1 protein-coding gene is annotated in these 1,105 nt (G+C 57.6%); it reads left to right on the top strand.

Annotated elements, in window-relative coordinates:
• A partial coding sequence (locus VQ044_RS25275; RefSeq protein ID WP_331827904.1) for an IS3 family transposase occupies positions 1–1,065 on the top strand: 1,065 nt, incomplete at its 5' end.
• Positions 1,066–1,105: the final 40 nt, after the last annotated feature.

The raw sequence follows: 1,105 nt of genomic DNA on the forward strand, positions 1-1,105 counted from the left end.
AAAAAAAGTAACGCTGCTGCTGGGCCTGCCGATCGTAAGCGACGAGAAATCCTGATGGGTGAGCTCGCTATACTGGAACCCCGCTCCGGCATCATCGCGGCTGCCTGCGAGGCGCTTGGGTTGTCGCGTGCGACCTTCCATCGCCGGAAAGCAGCTGCGGCACGGCCACCCGCCGTTGCTCGTTCGCGGCCTGCACCGGCACGGGCGCTTCGCGCACCTGAAAGGCAACGCATTCTCGAGCTTTTGCGGCAGCCCCATTTTGTCGACCTGGCACCCGCGGAGATCTACGCCACGCTGCTCGACCAGGGCACCTACCATTGCTCGATCCGCACCATGTATCGGATCCTCCACGAGCATCAGGAGGTGCGCGAGCGTCGGCGACAATTGCGTCATCCCGTCTATCAAAAGCCCGAGTTACTCGCCGAAGCCCCAAACCAGGTCTGGTCCTGGGATATCACGAAATTGATGGGGCCCAGCAAATGGACCTATTTCTATCTATATGTTATCATTGATATATTCAGCCGACGGATCGTTGGCTGGCAGGTCGCTGACACCGAAAGTGCCAGCCTGTTCAAGCCGCTCTTCCACGATGCAGCCTTCAAACAGGGCATTTGTCCTGGCGAACTCACCCTTCATGCCGACCGTGGTCCATCAATGAAGGCCAAGGCAACTGCCCTTATGCTTGCCGATCTCGGCGTTACGAAATCCCACAGCCGACCCTACACATCGAACGATAACCCGTTCTCCGAAAGCCATTTTAAAACCCTGAAGTACCAGCCGCAGTTTCCCAAGCGCTTCGGCTGCATCCAGGACGCCAAAGCCTTTTGCCGGGCTTTCTTCGACTGGTATAATCGCCACCATCATCATCTCGGCATCGGCTTGATGACGCCTGACCAGGTCCATTATGGCCAAGCCAACCATGTCTATGCCGCGCGCCAGGAAATCCTCGATCAAGCCTTCCAGGCCAACCCCCGGCGCTTCGTCAACAAATCGCCCCAGCCCCCTCAAAAACCAACCGCCGTCTGGATCAATCCGCCCAACAACAAGCTCCAACTCCAAGCTTAATCTATCGCTCCGGCTGTCTCACATTCGTTGACACGCTCCG

It is taken from the genome of Aurantimonas sp. C2-5-R2, from assembly GCF_036549495.1.
Taxonomy (GTDB): Bacteria; Pseudomonadota; Alphaproteobacteria; order Rhizobiales; family Rhizobiaceae; genus Aurantimonas; species Aurantimonas coralicida_A.